Genomic DNA, 17866 nt, shown 5'->3' with positions numbered 1-17866 from the left:
CTTAACGTCCGGGTCATGACGATCGCGGACCCATTCGATGCCATTGCGGATCCGAACCGGCGTTACTTGCTGGAGGAACTGCGGCGCGCCCCGAAGACTGTCAACGAACTCGCCGAAGGGCTGCCGATCAGCCGGCCGGCGGTGTCGCAGCATTTGAAGGCGCTGCTCGACTGCAATCTCGTATCGGTATCGACGAGCGGCACCCGGCGTATCTACGCCATTCACAGGCCGGGCTTCGACCGCCTCAATCTGTGGCTCGACCAGTTCTGGTCCTGACGGCTCAAGCGCTCAGGCTCGCCGCCCAGCGGCGGCCGTCAAAAGGAGCCGTCTCGGAGAAGCGGACCGGGCCATAAGCCCGGTCGAGCGATCCGTTGCATCAATGGGATTGTTTTTGACCTCTCTCGCGTCGTCTCACCTCGAAACGACGCCTCCCGAAAACGCGGGAAATACCGTTCGCAATCAGTGAGTGGAGGAACGGAGTCTTTCGATTTCGTCCTTGATGCGCAGCTTCCGCCGCTTGAGTTCGCTGATCAATTCGTCCTCGCAGGAGGGAGAATTGAGCGCTTCATGCAGCTCCTGTTCCAGGGCGCCATGTTTTTTCTCAAGCGTTGCAAGATGAGCCTCAATGGTCATTGGCAGTCCCTTCCTTTTGCTTGCATCCGGCAAGCAAATGCCGGATGTTTCATGGTTGTAACCTTACCAGTGTGCCACGCCATTTTTCATTTGTCGAAGGCGAAATGATGACGTCGGATAACTTCCCGTCACTGCCCAAGATGTGATAGAGCGGCGCAGGAAATACCGGATCGCGGCGTGAAACGCGGCCGGGCTTATGGGGATCGTTTTGCATGCCGGACCAGGACCAGGCCGAACTCAGACTGACCATAGCGCGCCTGAGGCAGGAACATGAAGACTATGACGTTGCCATCAACGCTATGATCGAGACCGGCTGCGACGCCCTGCGCATCCAGCGCATGAAGAAGAAGAAGCTGGCCATCAAGGACAAGATCAGCAAGATCGAAGACCAGATCATTCCCGACATCATCGCCTGAAACGGATCCTGACAGACGTGACCGAAACCACGACCCCGCCCGTCGCCATCATCATGGGAAGCCAGTCGGACTGGGAGACGATGAAGAACGCGGCCGACACGCTCGAGGCCCTCGACATCGCCTATGAGGCCCGCATCGTATCCGCGCACCGGACTCCCGACCGGCTGGTCCGTTTTGCCAAAGGGGCGCGCGAGGAGGGCTTCAAGGTGATCATCGCCGGCGCCGGCGGGGCCGCCCATCTGCCGGGCATGTGCGCCTCGATGACGCCGCTGCCGGTCTTCGGCGTTCCGGTGCAATCGAAGGCGCTTTCCGGGCAGGACAGCCTGCTCTCGATCGTGCAGATGCCTGCGGGCATCCCGGTCGGCACGCTGGCGATCGGTAGGGCGGGAGCCGTCAACGCCGCCCTGCTGGCCGCCGCCGTCCTGGCCTTGAGCGACGACGACCTCGCCGACCGGCTCGACGACTGGCGCGAACAGCAGACCGTTTCGGTCGCCGAGTACCCGGTAGACCAGGCATGAAGACCATCGGAATCATCGGCGGCGGCCAGCTCGGCCGCATGCTGGCCATGGCGGCTGCCCGGCTGAATTTCCGCACCGTCATTCTCGAGCCGCAGCCGGACTGTCCGGCCGCCCAGGTGGCGAACGCCCAGATCGTCGCTGCCTATGACGACCCGCGGGCGCTCGACGAGCTCGCCCGGATCTCCGACCTGATCACCTACGAATTCGAGAACGTCCCCGTCGCCGCGGCCGAGCGGCTGGCCGCAGTGCGGCCGGTCTTCCCGCCACCGAAGGCGCTGGAAGTCGCGCAGGACCGGGTGGTAGAGAAGCAGTTCATCAATGGCTGCGGCATCGCCACGGCTCGCTTCCACGCCGTCGACAGCCAGGCCGATCTCGAAGCGGCGCTCGCCGACTTCGATGGCAGCGGCGTGCTGAAAACCCGCCGCCTCGGCTATGACGGCAAGGGGCAGCGCGTCTTCCGCTCCGGCGCCGACGATCCTTCCGGCGCCTTCGCCGCCTTGGGGCACGTGCCGCTGATCCTCGAAAGCTTCGTCCCTTTCGAAAAGGAAATTTCGATCATCGCCGCGCGCGGCCCTGACGGCGCCACTGCTTGCTTCGATCCGGCGGAAAACGTCCATCGGAACGGCATTCTCCACACCTCGACGGTGCCCGCATCGGTCACCGCTTCGACAGCGGAGGCTGCCCGCAAGGCTGCGACCGCCATTCTCGATGCGCTCGGCTATGTCGGCGTGATCGGAGTCGAGTTTTTCGTGCTCGCCGACGGCAGCGTCGTCGCCAACGAGATTGCCCCGCGCGTCCACAATTCCGGTCACTGGACGGAAGCCGCCTGCGCCGTTTCGCAATTCGAGCAGCATATCCGCGCCATTGCCGGCCTGCCGCTCGGCGACCCTTCGCGTCACTCGGGCTGCGTGATGCAGAACCTTATCGGCGACGAGATTGCCGAATTGCCCAATCTGCTCGCAGAGGCGAACGTGCTGGTTCATCTCTACGGCAAGGCCGAGGCGCGCCCCGGCCGCAAGATGGGTCATTTCACCCGTCTTCTCTAAGCCGTTCGCCACAGGACGGCGTGAGCTCGTGTGAAATCCCGCGGGCTCGCGGTTGACACGATGGAGGCGACACGGTATGTGCCTGCCTACTTGAAGAGCGCGCTGAATGGCGCGCTTTTGATTGTTGGAATTACCGGGCGAATTTTCGTTCCCCGAAACCTGCGGATCAGGAAAAATGAAGATCAAGAATTCGCTCAAGTCGCTGAAGACCCGTCACCGCGAAAACCGCCTGGTTCGCCGCAAGGGTCGCGTCTACATCATCAACAAGTCGAACCCGCGCTTCAAGGCTCGCCAGGGCTGATGTCCTCGAGCGGCCCCAGGGCCGCCGGCCTGAACGTCGGTCACTTCGGTGATCCTCCTCCATATTTTATTTTGAACTTGTTTCATGGCGGGCTACGATGTCCGCCATGCGCTTTTTTCTGACTTTGATTCTGGCCCTGATCGTCCCGGCAACCGCCAGCCTGTCGCAGGCGGCTGAACCCACCCCTCAGACGGAGACGGCTAGCCTCACGACACCGAAGCAACGTCTCGACGCCCTGTTCCTCGATCTCAAGAAGGAGCGGGACGAAAGCAAGGCGCGGGAGCTCGCCGACCGCATTCGGCTCGAGTGGCAGGAGTCCGGCAGCGCCACGGTGAACCTTCTGATGCAATCGGCCGACAAGGCGATCACCGACGACAAGAAGCCGGTCGCCCTCGACATCCTCGACCAGGTGATCGTGCTTGCCCCCAGCTACGTCGAAGGCTGGAACCGCCGCGCGACGCTGCATTACCAGATGGGCAACTACCGGAAATCGATGTCCGACATAAACCGCGTGCTCGCGATTGAACCCCGGCATTTCGGCGCAATCGCCGGCATGGCCACCATGCTGGAGGCCGCCGGCAAGAACGAGTTGGCTTTGCGGGCATGGCAGCAGTTCCTCGATATCTACCCCTCCGACCGCAAGGCCCAGGAGCAATTCGGGGAACTCGCCGAAAGGCTCGCCGGCAGCCGAACGTGACAGGCGGCGACGTCCTGTGAACACAGCCGCTTCCTTGATATGACCGACGCATGTCCCTGGCTCTTCTGATCCTCGCTACCCTCGTCCTCGCGGCGTTCGCCCACAGCCATTGGCACGCGCGTAGGATCGCAGCGCGATTCCCGAACAGCGGCGAGCTGGTCGACGTCGACGGTTTTCGGATGAACTGCGTCCATCTCCGGCCCGAGGGGAAGGCGGATTTACCCCCGGTCGTCTTCATTCATGGTGCCGGCGGCAATCTTCTCGACCAGTTGCACGCCTTTCTGCCGGCGCTCGATGGCCGTGCCGAAATGCTTTTCGTCGATCGGCCGGGTCACGGCTATTCCGAGCGCGGCGGGCCGGCCAATGCTCGGCCGGACGGTCAGGCGGAGGCCGTCGTGCGCTTGATGGCGAAGCGCGGCATCTCCCGGGCAATCATCGTCGGCCATTCCTTCGGCGGCGCGATCGCCGCAAGCATCGCCCTTCACCATCCGGAAAGGACCGAAGGCGTCGTCCTGCTGGCGCCGGCAACGCATCCCTGGCCGGGAGGCGTCGACTGGCACATCACCCTGGCGACTATGCCGTTTGTCGGCTGGCTGTTCGCCAATACCGCACTCATACCGCTCGGGCTGAGGCGCATCGACCGGGTGACGCAGTCGATATTCTGGCCCAACCCGCGTCCGAAAGATTATATAGCCAATACGGCGCCACACCTCGTCCTGAGGCCAGCCACCTTCCTCCACAATGCCGTCGACGTCGCCAATCTGCACGCTTACGTCACGCGGGTGTCACCGCGCTATGCGGAGATCTCCGCGCCGACGGTGATCATCACCGGCGACAAGGACGGGATTGTTCTGGCCGATATCCATTCGCGCGGGCTGGCGACATCCATCAAGGGATCGGAACTGCTCTGGGTGCGCAACCTGGGCCACAAGCCCGATTATGTCGTGACGGACCTCGTCGTCGCCGCAATCGAGAAGATCTCCGGAAAGCCGCGTGATCTCCAGGAGATCGCCAGGCAGGCGGAAGCCCGCCTGACGAACAGTGCGACAATGGCGTTTGCTTATACGCCCGTGCGGCCGTCCGAGCCGATATAGGCAATGCGCAGCATGTTGGTGGCGCCGGGGGTTCCGAGCGGCACGCCGGCGGAGATGATGATGCGATCTCCGGGCTGGCCGAAGCCCTCGCTGACGGCGATGCGGCAGGCCCGGTTGACCATGTCGTCGAGATCGGTCGCATCCTCCGTGACGACGCAATGCAGGCCCCAAACGACCGAGAGGCGACGGGCCGTCTGGACGATCGGCGAAAGGGCGATGACCGGCACCTGCGGCCGCTCGCGGGCTGCGCGCAGACCGGTGGCGCCGGACGATGTGTAGGTGACGATCGCCGCCAGATTGAGCGTTTCGGCGATCTGGTGAGCGGCAAGGGAGATGGCGTCGGCGCCGGTCGCCTCCGGCGGCGTGCGCTGGGCGTAGATGATGCCCGAATAGTGCGGGTCGCGTTCGACGTTGCTGGCGATGGAGGCCATAGTCGCGACCGCTTCGACCGGGTATTCGCCGGAGGCCGATTCGGCCGAAAGCATGACCGCATCGGCACCTTCGAACACGGCGGTCGCCACGTCCGAGACCTCGGCGCGCGTCGGCACCGGCGACGAGATCATCGATTCCAGCATCTGCGTCGCGACGACGACGGGCTTGCCGGCACGCCGACAGGCGCGCGTCAGCTGCTTCTGCAGGCCGGGCACGGATTCGAGCGGCATCTCCACACCGAGATCGCCGCGCGCCACCATCAGCGCGTCGGAAAGCTCGATGATCTCGTCGATGCGTTCGATCGCCTGCGGCTTCTCGATCTTCGACATGATCCCGACCCGACCGCGGGCGACCTTGCGGACCTCGGCAAGGTCCTCCGGGCGCTGGATGAAGGAAAGCGCCACCCAGTCGACCTGGCCGGTGGCAAGCACGGCGTCGAGATCGGCGCGGTCCTTATCGGTGAGGGCACCGACGCCGAGGAGCGTATCGGGCAGGCTGACGCCCTTGCGGTCGGAGATCCTGGTGCCGGAGACGACGGTGGTGACGATGCTCTTGCCGTCGGTCTTTTCGGCCCTGAGATGCAGCTTGCCGTCATCGATCAGCAGGCGATCGCCGGGCTTCACCGCCTCGAGGATTTCCGGATGCGGAAGATAGACGCGCGTCGTGTCGCCGGGCACATCCTTGTTGTCGAGCGTGAAAGTCTGGCCGGTCTTGAGGTCGACCTTGCCTTCGGCGAACTTGCCGACGCGCAGCTTCGGCCCCTGCAGGTCGGCAAGGATACCGATCGGCCGGCCGCAGCGCGCTTCGACACTGCGTATCCGCTCGATGAGCATGCGCATGACGTCATGGCTCGCATGACTCATATTGATGCGGAACAGGTCGGCCCCCGCCTCGTGCAGCTTCTGGATCATCTGCTCCTCGGACGATGCCGGTCCGAGCGTTGCGAGGATTTTGACTTTTCTGTTCCGTCTCATCAATTCTGGCTTTCCTGCGTGCCGGGCGTATCGGAAAGCTGAACCATCCAGCTCCCCTGCCGCCCCGTGTCATATTCCTTGAATCCCATGCGCTGGAAGCCGCGCGCATAGCAGTCCTGCACGCCCACGATCTTGAACTCGTTCTCGGCGACGCACATGTTGATCTCGCCGGTCCAGCGGCCGCCCTTGGCCGCGTCTTCCGCATAGAGATAGTAGTAGCGGGACTGGAGTTCGCCCTCGATCAGCGTCGCGCAGGTCGTTGCCGGCACCTGCCACCAGCCCTCCGTCACCCAGCCTTCCTTGGCGCGATAGCCGATCGCCACGCCGACCAGCTGCTGCGTCCCGTTGCAAACGCGAAAGTCGGCCCGAGCCTCGCCAGAAAAGAGAAATGCGCCGGAAACCACCAAGGAATACAGGAGGATAGCTCCTAACGTCGTCGACCCCGGCTTCGCTCTAAAAGGATATCTAGACACGGCTTCCTGCGGAACTCCGTTTTGAAAATTGCGTGGCACTTTCTTGCGACGGCCAGCCCGGAAAGTCAACGCAACTCTAATCGATTATATTTGCCATTCCTGTGACAGAAGGCACTGAACTCACGCCTTTTTATTGCGAGCCGCAATTTTGCATGCGATCAGGTGCGCAACGTTGGAGAGCGACACAGGATCGGAATGCGGCACTACTCCCCCTATGAGATCATCAGCGGCAAACCGGACGAAGGGCTCGTCCTTCTTGCCGACCACGCCATGAACCGGCTTCCCCCGGAATATGGGCGGCTCGGTCTTGCCGATGGCGCCTTCGAGCGCCACATCGCCTACGACATCGGCATCGAACCGCTGGTGCGGCAATTGTCCGCGGCACTCGACGCGCCGGCAGTCCTCGGCTGCTTTTCACGCCTGCTGATTGATCCCAACCGCGGCGAGGACGATCCGACGCTGATCATGAAGATCTCGGATGGCGCGATCGTCCCCGGCAACCATCCGATCACCGACGAGGAATGGCAGAACCGGCTGAACCGCTTCCACCGGCCCTATCACCGGGCCGTCTCGCAGACGATCGCCGAGGCCGCTGCGGCGAGCGGAAAGGCGCCGCTGGTGATTTCGCTGCATTCCTTCACGCCCGCCTGGAAGGGTATCCCGCGCCCCTGGCACGCGGCAGTGCTCTGGGACAACGACCCACGCGCAGTCTTCCCCCTGATCGAGAAGCTCGAGGCACCCGGCGACATCGTCGTCGGCAACAACGAGCCCTATGACGGCGCGCTGAGGGGCGATACCATGTATCGCCATTGCATGATGCCGGGCATTGCCCATGTGCTGATCGAGGTGAGGCAGGACCTGATCTCCGACGCTGCAGGCGTTGCCGCCTGGGCCGAGCGTCTGGCGCCGATCCTCGCGGAGCTCAACGCCATGCCGGCGCTTCACGCCTATCAGCGCTATCCTTCGCGGACCGGCGCGTATGACGGCTGACGAAAGGAGACATGCCATGACCGAGCTCAGCAAGGAGCAGCGCACCGAGCTGGAGGCGGCCGCCTTCCGCCGGCTGGTCGAGCATCTGCGAACGCGCAGCGACGTTCAGAACATCGACCTGATGAATCTCGCCGGCTTTTGCCGCAACTGCCTCTCGAACTGGTATCGGGAAGCCGCCGAGTCCTCGAGCATTCCGATGACCAAGGAGGAATCGCGCGAGATCATCTACGGCGTGCCATACGAGGAATGGCGGGAGCGCCATCAGAAGGACGCATCCGCGGAGCAGAAGGCCGCCTTCGAGCGCAATCGCCCAACGGAATAGCAGCCGTCCAGGCAGGCGCGCATTTCCCGCCCTATCCACATCAATCCACATGTGCAACACCCCTCGGCGCGGCCTCGTGGAGGAATTGCCTGTCCTGTTGCGCAAACGCCCTTGACCTCGCCTGCCGTTCGCGGCAGGTCACAGCACCAGAATTTATTCCCCAAAAGGAGAAGACCATGTCCGATGCTCAAGGCTTCGCACGCGATCAGCTTCGCGCTTTCATCGAACGGATCGAGCGGCTGGAAGAGGAAAAGAAGACGATCGCCGACGACATCAAGGATGTCTATGGCGAGGCCAAGTCGATGGGCTTCGACACGAAGATCCTGCGCAAGGTCATTTCGATCCGCAAGCAGGACCAGGATGAGCGCATGGAGCAGGAGGCGATCCTCGACACCTATCTGCAGGCGCTGGGCATGGTGCCGGTGGCCGAGGATGCCGCATGATCCGATGGGAAATGGCCATCTGCAAAAAAGCCCGCCGGACCGGCGGGCTTTTCGTATCTGGCAGACCAGTTCAGTTCGTACTGAACTTCTTCACTTCCATGAAATTCACCGCAGTGCCGCTAAAGCGGGCCGTATCCACCGCGCCGGCATCGCTGTTGAAGCCAGCCGCATAGACGGTGGTCGGCGCCGCCCTCAGCGAACTGCTGACGAAACGCGGAGCCTTGACGGGCTTCGACAGCGTGGCGACGCGACCGGTCGAGAGCGCCCATTCGGAGATGATCTTCTTCGTCAGCTTCGGCTCCATCCGGACGGCGGAGCGGCTTGCCGCCTCCGCATCCTGCCTCTTCGGACGGGCGCCTTTCGAAGGCAGGTCCGCCTCGGTGTCGAAGGCGCTGTCGAAGATCGAGGCCCGCGAACCCGTGTCGGACTGCGGCGCATAGGCGGCCATCTGGATCGCCGGTGCAGCCTGCTCCTCGACGCTCGGAGCCGCCAGCGCGACGCGCGTCTCGGCCGGCCGGGCCATGTCGATCGTCTCGGCAACGGACGCTGCCGCCACCGGGCGCTCCTGTACGAGCGGCGCGGCGACACTGGCTTCGGCGACGGCGGCGAGCGCCGCTTGACCGGCCGGACGCATCCCCGGCACCGGTACGAAGCCGAGTTGAGGCGTCTGACCGTCGGCAGAAGCCACGAGCGTCTCGCCGGCCATGAGCGCGTTCATTTCACGCATTTGCGGGACCGGCACCTTGAGCGTGCTGAGATCCGCATATTCCGATGGCGTTGCCGCAGTCTGCGGCATGGCGGCCGCGAGAGCCTCCTGCGCACTGTTCTTTTCCGGTGCAACAAGCGCGACGGCTACGCCGTCCTCCGCCGGTGCATTCTTGAAGGCCGGGCGCACGGCAGGTACCGGTGCATTGATATTCTGCTGTTCGTCCGCCGGAGCACCGGCGACCGAACCGGCGACACCCGGCAGCGCCTCCTGACCGGCCTGCACCGAGGCGGTCTGGACCTGGGTCGGGGCCTCGTCGCCGCCCTCGCCTGCGCCGGCGGCGATCGCCGTCGGTTCTTCGTCCTCGTCCCCGCCGCCGCCGAAGAGCGCGGCGAACAGGTTGCGACGCTTGCCGGTGCCGACATCGCCCGGTCCCTTCGCACCACCGCCGGCAACCTCGATCGCCGAGGAGCCGACGCGCCGCTTGTAATCGGCAACCGCCTGTTCATAGCCGGGCAGCGGCCGGCCGTCGGCCGGGATATGCATGGTCTTGCCATCGGGGAAGAGCCGCGCGAGCTCGTTGCGGGTCATGCGCGGCCAGGCGCGCACGCCGCCAACGTCCATGTGCACGAAGGGCGACCCCGAGGTCGGATAATAGCCAACGCCGCCGACCTGGAACTTCATGCCGATCTCGCGGAGCGTCTTGAGCCTCACGTCGGGCAGGTAGAAGTCCATCGCCTTGCCGAGCATATGCTGGCTCTTCTTGGCGACGCCCTTCGAGCGCGAACGCAGCATGCCGTTGGTGGCCGGCGAGCGATAGGCGGAGACGACGTGGATGTAATCGCGCGAACCGCTCTTCTGGTAAACCTCCCAGATGAGGTCGAGGAGGCGCGGATCCATCTTGGTCGGCTCGTTTCGCCGCCAGTCACGCAGGAACCGGTTGATCTGCTGCAAACCTTTGGCGTCGTAGCGGCCGTTGCGCTTGAAGGTGATCTGCGCCTTTTCCTTGGTGTGGATGAAATAGAGCTTCAGGGTCCGTGTCTGGCCGGCGGCCTCGACCGGCGGCGCCATTCCGGGAGTGACGAGGGAGCAAGCCAAGGCGATGGAAGCGAGAACCTGCGGCGCCTTACGGGTGATCGCCGAGCAGAGTCTGCGCGTCAAGGAACCAATAGGTTCCTCCAATCCGAACAAATTTGGCATTCAATCCCCGTTCGACGGACAACCGTGCTTTGCTGTCTCAGATGACTGTCAAATAAGGTGACAGCATGGCAAATATGCCACAGTAGTCACCGCCCCTTATAATATAGTGAACAGTTTCCTAACAAGGTCTAAACAGCGGTGACCGAATTGCACGGCAAATGAGTTGTGAATGCGTCGATTTTATGCCGCTTCGCGGAGTGGATTGTCCGGATCTATGCCGTAATCCTTGAGCTTTCGATAGAGCGTGGAGCGTCCAATACCGAGTTTGCGCGCCACCTGGCTCATCTGGCCGCGATAGAACTTCAGCGCAAAACGAATCAGTTCCTCCTCTACGTCGGCAAGCTTGCGCACATCGCCGCCCTCGTCAACGCTGGCAATGGCGTTTTCGGACCGTCCGTCGGACATGGGTTCCCACGGCTCCGACCTTTCCGGAATTTCGCCGCGCGAAGGGAGAGCGGTCGTCGCAGGGGCGGCAGCCGGCGGGCGGCGTTCCGGACCCGCCTCGCCCCAGGAGAACCCGCCTCGATCGGCAACGACATAGCCCGGGATCTGGGTGGCGATCTGCGGAAAGTCCTTGACGGTCAGTTCGCCGCCTTCGGAAAGCACGACGGCACGGAAAATCGCGTTTTCGAGCTGGCGGATATTGCCGGGCCAGTCATAGGCGGTGAGCAGCGCCATCGCCCCGCTCGAAACCGACACGGGCTGGTTGAGCCTCTGCTCCGCGGTGAAGCGCTCGACGAAGGCGCGCGCCAGCACGGGAATGTCCTCCTTGCGCCGGCGGAGCGCCGGAATGGTGATCGGGAAAACGTTGAGGCGGTAGTAGAGGTCCTCGCGGAAGCGCCCCTCGCGCACTTCGTTGATCAGATCCTTGTTGGTAGCCGAGATCAGCCGCACGTTGACCCGCTGCGGCTGGCGTGCGCCGACCGTCTCGATCTCGCCCTGCTGGACTGCGCGCAGCAGCTTCACCTGGACGTCGAGCGGCAGATCGCCGATCTCGTCGAGGAAGAGCGTGCCGCCGTCGGCGTCGACGAATTTGCCGCTGTGCTTTTCGGTCGCGCCGGTAAAGGCGCCTTTTTCGTGGCCGAAGAGGATGCTCTCGACGAGGTTATGCGGAATGGCGCCGCAGTTGACGGTGACGAAGGGCTTGCCCGACCGGTCGCTTGCCGCCTGGATCGCCCGCGCCACCATCTCCTTGCCGACGCCGGATTCTCCCTCGAGCACGATCGGGATGTTCGATTGCGCGGCGCGGTGCGCCAGATCGAGGACGCGGATCATCGCGGGGCTCGCCGAAACGATGTCGTCGAAGCCGACGGCGCCGCCGCGCGGCCGGCGAGCGGTTTTGACCCGGCCGTCGCGGCTCGCCATCTTCAGCGCATTGCCGATGGCGATCGACAGCCGCTCCGGAGAGACAGGCTTGACGAGAAAATCGAAGGCGCCGGCCTGCATCGCCTGCACGACCGTCTCGATGCCGCCCTGCCCGGTCTGGACGATAACCGGCGTGTCGATACCCCGTTCGGCAAGCGCCTCGAGAAAGCCGTGGCCATTCATTTCCGGCATCAGGAGATCGAGCAGGATGACATTGATCACGCCGCCCTTGCGCTCCAGGAGTTCGAGCCCGCTGCGCCCGTTATCGGCGAGATGCGCAACATGGCCGAGCCGCTCGATCATGTTCGTCAGCAAACGGCGCTGCACCGGATCGTCATCGATGACAAGAATATGGGATGTCACGAAAGCCTCCTGCTTAGGACACGCGGTACTCTTTGGCCAGCCTCATGTGCCAAATCATGCCAGTCATTCGTGCCATAAAGGGCTGAACATCATGTTTTGAGAAATGCTTGCATTTTATCCATTGCGGGCGATAGCAATCAGCCCCATATCGCTAGCCTCCCAGCTCACTCGCCAACGAGAGAAACGCCGATGAAATTCGCCTCTCCCCTCGCCGCCTTCGGTGCCTCTCCAGTACGCGCGCAGGCCGGGCAGGCGGCCGGCGCGCCCGCAGACCTCGGCGAGTTGCCCACCTGGCGGCTCGAGGATCTTTACGTCTCCTCAAGCTCCGATGAATTCCGTGCCGACCTCGCAAGGGCGCAAGCCGACGCGCTCGCCTTCGAGAACAGGTGGAAGGGCAAGCTCGCAGACGCCGCCGCTAGGACCGGCGATCAAGGTATCGGCGCGGCCGTCAAGGAGTTCGAGGCGCTCGAGGACCTGATGGGCCGCATCGCCTCCTTCGCAGGCCTCACCTACTTCTCCGACACGTCCAATCCGGCGAACGGCAAGCTTTACGGCGACGTGCAATCGAAGCTCACCGACATATCGTCGCATCTCCTGTTCTTCTCGCTGGAGCTCAACCGGATCGACGACCAGATGATCGACGCGGCGCTCGAAGCGGATAGCCTTGCCGCCCATTACAAGCCTTGGATTCTCGACCTGCGCAAGGACAAGCCCTTCCAGCTCGACGACAGGCTCGAGCAGCTTTTCCTCGAAAAATCGATGACCGGGGCGAGTGCCTTCAACCGGCTGTTCGACGAGACGGTCGCGTCGCTCACCTTCTCGGTCGACGGAGAAGCGCTGCCGCTCGAGGTGACGCTGAACCTCTTGCAGGATCCGTCCCCGGAAAACCGCAAGAAAGCGGCCATGGCGCTTGCCGAGACCTTCAAGGCGAACATCCGCACCTTCACCCTCGTCACCAATACGCTCGCCAAGGACAAGGAAATCTCCGACCGCTGGCGCGGCTTCGAGGACATCGCCGACAGCCGCCATCTCGCCAACCGGGTCGAACGCGAAGTGGTGGACGCGCTCGCCGCAGCGGTCAAGGCCGCCTATCCGCGCCTGTCGCATCGCTATTATGCGCTGAAAGCCAAGTGGCTCGGCATGGAGCAGATGGAGTTCTGGGACCGCAACGCGCCCCTGCCGGAAACGCCGAACGCGCTGATCCCCTGGGCCGAGGCGAAGGACACGGTTCTATCCGCCTATCATGGCTTCGCGCCGGAAATGGCATCGATTGCCCGGCGCTTCTTCGACGACCGCTGGATCGACGCGCCGGTCCGCCCGGGCAAGGCGCCCGGCGCCTTCGCCCATCCGACGATCCCCTCCGTGCATCCCTACGTGCTCGTCAACTATATGGGCAAGCCGCGCGACGTGATGACGCTCGCCCATGAGCTCGGGCACGGCGTCCATCAGGTGCTTGCCGGCGGACAGGGCGCGCTGATGGCCTCGACCCCTCTGACGCTCGCCGAAACCGCCTCCGTCTTCGGCGAGATGCTGACCTTCCGCGCCCTCCTCGACCGGACCAAGGACAAGCGCGAGCGTAAGGCCATGCTCGCCCAGAAGGTCGAGGACATGATCAACACGGTGGTGCGCCAGATCGCCTTCTACGAGTTCGAGCGAAAGGTCCATACGGCGCGCAGAGAGGGCGAACTGACCGCCGACGACCTCGGTGAATTGTGGCTGTCGGTGCAGCGCGAAAGCCTCGGGCCGGCCATCCGGATTTCGGAAGGCTATGAAACCTACTGGGCCTATATTCCGCATTTCATCCACTCACCCTTCTATGTCTATGCCTATGCCTTCGGCGATTGCCTGGTGAACTCGCTCTATGCCGTCTACCGCAACGCCGAAAGCGGCTTCCAGGAGAAGTATTTCGACCTCCTGAAGGCCGGCGGAACCAAGCATCATTCGGAGCTTCTGGCGCCCTTCGGGCTCGATGCGACCGATCCGTCGTTCTGGGCACAGGGCCTGTCGATGATTGAAGGGCTGATCGACGAACTGGAGGCGCTTGATAAGGCGTGATCCGCCCGGGCGGCGGAACGTTGACCGACTGACAGCGACCAGCCTCGATGATTGAACACGCGCCCTTTGTCCTGTTCCGGGACGACAGCGAAGACCGCACGATGGTCTTCGCCGAGCCGTCGCGCGTCATCACGGCGCGCACCCGGGCGGAGTTCCGGCGCGGGCTTTCCGAACTCGATGCGGCCCGCCGCGCCGGGAAATGGCTCGCGGGCTACATGGCCTATGAGGCGGGGCATCTCTTCGAGGCGAAGCTCACTCCCTTTGCCGAGGAGAACCGCGAAACGCCGCTGATGTCCTTCGGTGTCTTCGACGCACCCTCGGAAGGCCACCCGCTCGCCGAGCCGCAGCGACGCATCGAGAACGAGCCCTTGCTCTCGGAGCCGCGCGCCGGCTGGGATTTTCCTGCCTATCGCCAGCGTTTCGAGCGGCTCCACCAGCACCTGCGCCAGGGAGATTGCTACCAGGCGAACCTGACGATGCCGATTGAGGCGCGCTGGTCCGGCGACGCGCGCGCGGCCTTCTGGTCGCTGATCGAAAGACAGCCTGTGAGATACGGTGCGCTGGTGGCGCTCGATGGGCCGGTCCTGCTGTCGCGCTCGCCCGAGCTCTTCTTCCATGTCGACGCGGACGGCTGGATCGAGACGCATCCGATGAAGGGCACCGCACCGCGTGGGCTCACCGCCGAGGAGGACGCGGCAATCATCGCGGAGATGCGCGAAGACGAGAAGACCCAGGCCGAGAACCGGATGATCGTCGACCTGTTGCGCAACGACATCTCCCGCATCACCGAGGTCGGCACGCTTGATGTGCCGAAGCTCTTCGAGATCGAGACCTATCCGACGGTTCACCAGATGGTGAGCCATGTGCGGGCCAAGCTCCTGCCCGACATTACGATCGCCGACATCTTCGCCGCCCTCTTCCCCTGCGGATCCGTCACCGGAGCGCCAAAGATGCGGGCCATGGAGATCCTCCATGAACTGGAGTCCGGCCCCCGCGACGCCTATTGCGGGGCGATTGGCTTCATCGCGCCGGATGGCGTGATGCGCTTCAGCGTGGCGATCCGGACGATTTCCCTGTTTCCCGACGGCCGCGCTATCTTCAATGTCGGCGGCGGCATCGTCTTCGACTCCAAAGCCGAAGCCGAATATGACGAGTGCCTGCTGAAAGCGCGCTTCGCCCTCGGCGACGCCGAGATCGCCCGATGACGGATTTCTCGCTGATCGAGACCCTGCGCTACGAGCCGGGGGCCGGCTTCGTCCGCCTCAGGCTGCACCTCGCACGTTTGACGCGCTCCGCACGGCGCCTCGGTTTCGCCGGCGCTGCCGAGGCCGAGGCCCGGCTGCAGGCGGCGGTTCGCGATGCTCAGTGCGCCCTGCGCGTGCGCCTCACGCTCGACCGTCAAGGAGCCATTGCGGTCACGACCGCGCCGTTCATACCGCAGCCGTCCGATGCATTGTGGCGCGTCCGGATCGCTTCGACGCGGCTCGATTCTTCCGACCGGCTGCTTCGGATGAAGACGACGCGGCGCGGCGTCTACGAGGCGGCCCGCAACGAGTTTTCCTCAGCCGAGGCCGACGAAGTGCTGCTGTTCAACGAAAAGGGGGAAGTCTGCGAGGGAACGATAACCTCGATCTTCCTCGACGACGGCCGCGGCGCGCTGAAGACGCCGCCGATCTCCTGCGGCCTGCTCGCCGGGGTGCTGCGGACGGAACTCATCTGCCAGCGGCGCGCAAGGGTTGCGCGATTGTCGGCTGACGACCTTCAGCGCGGCCGTCTCTATGTCGGCAATTCCCTACGAGGTCTGATCCGGGCGGAACTCGTGGTCTGAGCCAGGCAGCGTATAGCGCTTCACCCGATCGCGGCCCTCGCGCTTCGCCAGATGGAGCGCCTGGTTTGCGCGGGAATAGATATCGCTGACCTTGTCGCCCTCGCGATACTCCGCAAGCCCGACCGAACAGGTATAGTAGAACTCCGGAATGTTCGACAGCGGCCTCGCGTCGCGCACCTTTTCCAGCAAGCGATCGAGAATGAGATTTGATTCGCTGACAGTCGTATCGGGCAGGATAAGCATGAACGCCTCGCCACCGATGCGGCCGAAGCAATCGGAGCGGCGGACAAAACCCTGCATCTGACGCGCGAAATCGAGCAGGACCTCGTCGGCGCGGTGCGGACCATAACGGTCGTTGATCGCCTTAAAATAGTCGATGTCGACGATCGCCACGCAACCCCACATCTGTGGATTCTCGGCGCAGTTCCGGATGAATTCGGCAAGCTTCCCGAGCGTATGGCGCCGGTCGGGGACGTGGATCAGTTCCTCCACCGGCGTATCCCGCAGGGCGAAGTCCCTGTCCTTCCGATGCTTGCGCTCCTCCTCCCGTATGCTGGTGACATCGACCGCCATCGAAAGGGTCCAGCGCTTTTCATCGAGAGTATCCGTCACCCAAAGCGAACGGCCGTCGTGCAGCTCGGCTTCCGTCGTGCGAGAGGGCACGTTGCCGCGCCGTTCGAGCGCCGTGGCGATCCAGGTATCGATGTCGTCGGTCCCGAGTACCATGCCCCGGCCCGCCGCATGATTGCGGCGCATGATTTCTTCCCAGGTCGGCGACTCGTCGGCGCCGACGTGATAGGTGGAGCGGAATGCCGCATTGGCAAAACGCAGCCGATCGTGCTGATCGTAGAGCGAGATCAGCACGGGCGATCGGGCTTGCAAGCCCATCAGGGCCTTGAGGTAATCACCGGTCACGGTTGGTCTGCTCCTGCTTGAACAACAAAATCAATCACGGCGCGAAGCGGACGGATCAACTAAAGCTATAGCACGAAACTCTTGTGGCAAGCGGTATAACATGTGAAACGGGAGCGAAAATGGTGAAGTCGGGGAAAGAGCCGGATTATTGCGGATGAAATATACGCCTTTCGACGGCTCGTCGAAGCCCTTCACGATCGGTCTGACGCAACTCGACCCCGACCGATGGTTGGAGCCGGACGAGGCGCTGGACTTCTACCTCCGCGAAAAGGCCAGGCTGCTGACGGCAAATCGCGAAAACGTCTTCGCGGCCGCGGCCGGGACGGAGGCTGCCCAGCTGGAACTCCTCGATTTTTTGATCGACTATCTGCCGCACCGCTATCCTGAGGTTTACCAACGGGAAAACGGCGCGATGATCGTCGGCGGACGCCGTGTGGGACTCGACGATGATGCCCCCCTCGTGGTCGCCGGATCGCTGATCCAGGACGATCTGGCGATCATGGAGCGTCAAGCAGGCGAATGGCGCCTTACCGCCGCCTATGTCGCCTTTCCGTCGTCCTGGTCTCTCGGCGAAAAGTTCGGCCGGTCGCTCGACGAGATTCACGCCCCGGTGCCGGGCTTCGAAGCGGGAAGCCGCAATGCGGAACTGATCGCCCGCATGTTCGACATGCTCTCGCCGGCCCGCTTCGTCGAGCGCTTCAACTGGGCGGTCAACGTCGATGGCGCCTTGCATCTGCCGAAGTCGAAGGCGGAAGGCATCGGCGCCGGGGCCGTCGAACTGGGCGAGGGCGGCACCTTCATCCGCGTCGAAAGGCAGACGCTCCGCAAGCTGCCGCGGACCGGGGCGATCGTCTTCACCATCCGCATCTATTCCGACCCGCTTGCCGCGCTCAGAAATAGACCCGACGCTGCCGCCCTCGCCCGCTCCTTCATGGAACAATTGAACGAACTGACGCTGCCACAGGCAGCCTACAAGGGTCTTGTCAGCAAGCGGGAGGCCCTGATCTCTGTGCTGCTATCGATAGCCGGTTAAGCAAAATCCGTATTCTCGATTGACCCGCCGGCCCTTTATTGTGACACGAAACTATGCTCTAG

At 63.5% G+C, this 17866-nt stretch carries 19 protein-coding genes and 1 pseudogene; 14 read left to right on the top strand and 6 right to left on the bottom strand.

Annotation, left to right across the window (positions count from 1 at the left end):
• The first annotated feature begins 15 nt into the window (after positions 1-15).
• The gene (locus tag AU381_RS19425; RefSeq protein ID WP_037389169.1) at positions 16-276 is read left to right on the top strand and encodes an ArsR/SmtB family transcription factor; all 261 of its coding nucleotides are present in this window, start codon (positions 16-18) and stop codon (positions 274-276) included.
• A 183-nt stretch (positions 277-459) separates the two neighbouring features.
• Here the strand turns inward: AU381_RS19425 and AU381_RS27720 are convergent, their stop codons facing one another.
• On the bottom strand, positions 460-633 hold the full coding sequence (locus AU381_RS27720) for a YdcH family protein (RefSeq protein WP_014765888.1): 174 nt from the start codon (positions 631-633) through the stop codon (positions 460-462).
• A gap of 212 nt (positions 634-845) precedes the next feature.
• Here AU381_RS27720 and AU381_RS19420 point away from each other — a divergent pair, with 212 nt between their 5' ends.
• From AU381_RS19420 to AU381_RS19395, 6 genes are all read left to right on the top strand, one after another.
• Positions 846-1049, top strand: a complete 204-nt coding sequence (locus AU381_RS19420; RefSeq protein WP_012709331.1) for a YdcH family protein — start codon at positions 846-848, stop codon at positions 1047-1049.
• 53 nt (positions 1050-1102) lie between these two features.
• Positions 1103-1567, top strand: a complete 465-nt coding sequence (purE, locus tag AU381_RS19415; RefSeq protein WP_064243467.1) for a 5-(carboxyamino)imidazole ribonucleotide mutase — start codon at positions 1103-1105, stop codon at positions 1565-1567.
• Positions 1564-2613, top strand: a complete 1050-nt coding sequence (locus tag AU381_RS19410; protein WP_064243370.1) for a 5-(carboxyamino)imidazole ribonucleotide synthase — start codon at positions 1564-1566, stop codon at positions 2611-2613. Before purE ends, AU381_RS19410 begins: the two co-directional genes overlap by 4 nt.
• 175 nt (positions 2614-2788) lie before the next feature.
• Complete coding sequence (gene ykgO, locus AU381_RS19405; protein WP_012709334.1) at positions 2789-2914, top strand: type B 50S ribosomal protein L36; 126 nt, start codon at positions 2789-2791, stop codon at positions 2912-2914.
• A 97-nt stretch (positions 2915-3011) separates the two neighbouring features.
• Positions 3012-3611, top strand: a complete 600-nt coding sequence (locus AU381_RS19400) for a hypothetical protein (RefSeq protein WP_064243369.1) — start codon at positions 3012-3014, stop codon at positions 3609-3611.
• A 50-nt stretch (positions 3612-3661) separates the two neighbouring features.
• Complete coding sequence (locus tag AU381_RS19395; protein ID WP_064243368.1) at positions 3662-4705, top strand: alpha/beta fold hydrolase; 1044 nt, start codon at positions 3662-3664, stop codon at positions 4703-4705.
• Here AU381_RS19395 and pyk read toward each other — a convergent pair.
• Positions 4672-6111, bottom strand: coding sequence for a pyruvate kinase (gene pyk / locus AU381_RS19390; RefSeq protein ID WP_064243367.1), 1440 nt, complete (start codon positions 6109-6111; stop codon positions 4672-4674). The two genes, AU381_RS19395 and pyk, sit on opposite strands and share 34 nt — an antisense overlap.
• A pseudogene (locus AU381_RS19385) lies at positions 6111-6485 on the bottom strand (DUF1036 domain-containing protein); the annotation flags it as partial. The pseudogene AU381_RS19385 and the gene pyk, both read right to left, overlap by 1 nt.
• A 294-nt stretch (positions 6486-6779) precedes the next feature.
• Between AU381_RS19385 and AU381_RS19380 the strand changes: the two are divergent.
• From AU381_RS19380 to AU381_RS19370, 3 genes are all read left to right on the top strand, one after another.
• A complete protein-coding gene (locus AU381_RS19380; RefSeq protein WP_064243365.1) occupies positions 6780-7574 on the top strand; it encodes an N-formylglutamate amidohydrolase in 795 nt (264 codons plus the stop codon).
• 16 nt (positions 7575-7590) lie between these two features.
• Entirely contained in the window at positions 7591-7896 is a 306-nt protein-coding gene (locus AU381_RS19375) for a DUF1244 domain-containing protein (RefSeq protein ID WP_064243364.1), read from the top strand.
• 176 nt (positions 7897-8072) lie between these two features.
• A complete protein-coding gene (locus AU381_RS19370) occupies positions 8073-8339 on the top strand; it encodes a DUF2312 domain-containing protein (RefSeq protein WP_064243363.1) in 267 nt (88 codons plus the stop codon).
• Positions 8340-8409: 70 nt separating this feature from the next.
• Here the strand turns inward: AU381_RS19370 and AU381_RS19365 are convergent, their stop codons facing one another.
• Positions 8410-10245: a peptidoglycan L,D-endopeptidase MepK gene (locus tag AU381_RS19365; protein ID WP_064243362.1), complete on the bottom strand. Its 1836-nt coding sequence runs from the start codon at positions 10243-10245 to the stop codon at positions 8410-8412.
• A 180-nt stretch (positions 10246-10425) separates the two neighbouring features.
• Entirely contained in the window at positions 10426-11973 is a 1548-nt protein-coding gene (locus AU381_RS19360; protein WP_064243361.1) for a sigma-54-dependent transcriptional regulator, read from the bottom strand.
• Positions 11974-12162: 189 nt separating this feature from the next.
• Here AU381_RS19360 and AU381_RS19355 point away from each other — a divergent pair, with 189 nt between their 5' ends.
• Genes AU381_RS19355 through AU381_RS19345 form a run of 3 tightly spaced genes read left to right on the top strand, consistent with a single transcriptional unit; the run spans position 12163 to position 15856 of the window.
• Entirely contained in the window at positions 12163-14028 is a 1866-nt protein-coding gene (locus tag AU381_RS19355; protein WP_064243360.1) for a M3 family oligoendopeptidase, read from the top strand.
• A gap of 47 nt (positions 14029-14075) precedes the next feature.
• The gene (locus AU381_RS19350; protein ID WP_064243359.1) at positions 14076-15233 is read left to right on the top strand and encodes an aminodeoxychorismate synthase component I; all 1158 of its coding nucleotides are present in this window, start codon (positions 14076-14078) and stop codon (positions 15231-15233) included.
• Entirely contained in the window at positions 15230-15856 is a 627-nt protein-coding gene (locus tag AU381_RS19345; protein ID WP_064243358.1) for an aminotransferase class IV family protein, read from the top strand. The genes AU381_RS19350 and AU381_RS19345 overlap by 4 nt, the downstream gene beginning before the upstream one ends.
• On the opposite strand, the gene AU381_RS19340 is transcribed toward AU381_RS19345, so the two are convergent.
• Positions 15821-16771, bottom strand: coding sequence for a GGDEF domain-containing protein (locus AU381_RS19340; protein WP_064243357.1), 951 nt, complete (start codon positions 16769-16771; stop codon positions 15821-15823). The genes AU381_RS19345 and AU381_RS19340 overlap by 36 nt on opposite strands.
• Positions 16772-16925: 154 nt before the next feature.
• On the opposite strand from AU381_RS19340, the gene AU381_RS19335 reads away from it, so the two are divergent.
• Positions 16926-17804, top strand: a complete 879-nt coding sequence (locus AU381_RS19335; RefSeq protein ID WP_064243356.1) for a heme-dependent oxidative N-demethylase family protein — start codon at positions 16926-16928, stop codon at positions 17802-17804.
• The last annotated feature ends 62 nt before the right edge of the window (positions 17805-17866 follow it).

It is taken from the genome of Sinorhizobium glycinis (assembly GCF_001651865.1).
Taxonomy (GTDB): domain Bacteria; phylum Pseudomonadota; class Alphaproteobacteria; order Rhizobiales; family Rhizobiaceae; genus Sinorhizobium; species Sinorhizobium glycinis.
Note: the sequence above shows the minus strand (reverse complement) of the source record. Positions and strands in the feature narration are given on the sequence as shown.

Excerpts from the sequence above, each read along its gene's own strand:
- AU381_RS19425 (WP_037389169.1), top strand. The coding sequence starts at position 16 with ATGACGATCGCGGACCCATTCGATGCCATTGCGGATCCGAACCGGCGT.
- AU381_RS27720 (WP_014765888.1), bottom strand. The coding sequence starts at position 633 with ATGACCATTGAGGCTCATCTTGCAACGCTTGAGAAAAAACATGGCGCC.
- AU381_RS19420 (WP_012709331.1), top strand. The coding sequence starts at position 846 with ATGCCGGACCAGGACCAGGCCGAACTCAGACTGACCATAGCGCGCCTG.
- purE (WP_064243467.1), top strand. The coding sequence starts at position 1,103 with ATGGGAAGCCAGTCGGACTGGGAGACGATGAAGAACGCGGCCGACACG.
- AU381_RS19410 (WP_064243370.1), top strand. The coding sequence starts at position 1,564 with ATGAAGACCATCGGAATCATCGGCGGCGGCCAGCTCGGCCGCATGCTG.
- ykgO (WP_012709334.1), top strand. The coding sequence starts at position 2,789 with ATGAAGATCAAGAATTCGCTCAAGTCGCTGAAGACCCGTCACCGCGAA.
- AU381_RS19400 (WP_064243369.1), top strand. The coding sequence starts at position 3,012 with ATGTCCGCCATGCGCTTTTTTCTGACTTTGATTCTGGCCCTGATCGTC.
- AU381_RS19395 (WP_064243368.1), top strand. The coding sequence starts at position 3,662 with ATGTCCCTGGCTCTTCTGATCCTCGCTACCCTCGTCCTCGCGGCGTTC.
- pyk (WP_064243367.1), bottom strand. The coding sequence starts at position 6,111 with ATGAGACGGAACAGAAAAGTCAAAATCCTCGCAACGCTCGGACCGGCA.
- AU381_RS19380 (WP_064243365.1), top strand. The coding sequence starts at position 6,780 with ATGCGGCACTACTCCCCCTATGAGATCATCAGCGGCAAACCGGACGAA.
- AU381_RS19375 (WP_064243364.1), top strand. The coding sequence starts at position 7,591 with ATGACCGAGCTCAGCAAGGAGCAGCGCACCGAGCTGGAGGCGGCCGCC.
- AU381_RS19370 (WP_064243363.1), top strand. The coding sequence starts at position 8,073 with ATGTCCGATGCTCAAGGCTTCGCACGCGATCAGCTTCGCGCTTTCATC.
- AU381_RS19365 (WP_064243362.1), bottom strand. The coding sequence starts at position 10,245 with ATGCCAAATTTGTTCGGATTGGAGGAACCTATTGGTTCCTTGACGCGC.
- AU381_RS19355 (WP_064243360.1), top strand. The coding sequence starts at position 12,163 with ATGAAATTCGCCTCTCCCCTCGCCGCCTTCGGTGCCTCTCCAGTACGC.
- AU381_RS19350 (WP_064243359.1), top strand. The coding sequence starts at position 14,076 with ATGATTGAACACGCGCCCTTTGTCCTGTTCCGGGACGACAGCGAAGAC.
- AU381_RS19345 (WP_064243358.1), top strand. The coding sequence starts at position 15,230 with ATGACGGATTTCTCGCTGATCGAGACCCTGCGCTACGAGCCGGGGGCC.
- AU381_RS19335 (WP_064243356.1), top strand. The coding sequence starts at position 16,926 with ATGAAATATACGCCTTTCGACGGCTCGTCGAAGCCCTTCACGATCGGT.